Origin of the sequence: Roseicyclus salinarum (assembly GCF_029624655.1) — a bacterium.
GTDB classification, from domain to species: Bacteria; Pseudomonadota; Alphaproteobacteria; order Rhodobacterales; family Rhodobacteraceae; genus Roseibacterium; species Roseibacterium salinarum.
Genome location: NZ_JARRSA010000063.1, coordinates 1 through 359, shown reverse-complemented (window position 1 = coordinate 359; position 359 = coordinate 1). Strand labels below are relative to the sequence as shown.

Genomic DNA, 359 nt, shown 5'->3' with positions numbered 1-359 from the left:
TGACGATAGATGCGGTATCCAAGGCGCCCGCGCCACGACAGGGCGCGATACTCCGCGACCGTCAGCGTCAGGACGTCGCCCATCCCTCGCTTCTCCAGGTTGCCGGTGCCTGCGTGATGCGCGGCGTGCAATCTGCGCCAGACGTCGTAGGGGGTCAGCGTCAGCACCCCGATCCCACGGCCGATCCAGTCGCTGAGCGACCGGCTGCGGAAGAAGGCGGCGTGCCCGCAATCGTGCTGGATCATGAAGAGCCGCACGAGGAACGTGGCGTTCAGGATGGCGATGAAGGTGGCGAGCGCATAGCTGACGTCGACGCTCCACCACGCCAGGGCCCAGAGGCCGACGAAGGGACCCGCCGT

General features: G+C 67.4%; 1 protein-coding gene. It reads right to left on the bottom strand.

The window, feature by feature from the left end; genetic code table 11:
• Positions 1-359 (bottom strand): fatty acid desaturase (locus P6F26_RS19615; RefSeq protein ID WP_278030396.1); only part of this gene is annotated, 359 nt, incomplete at both ends.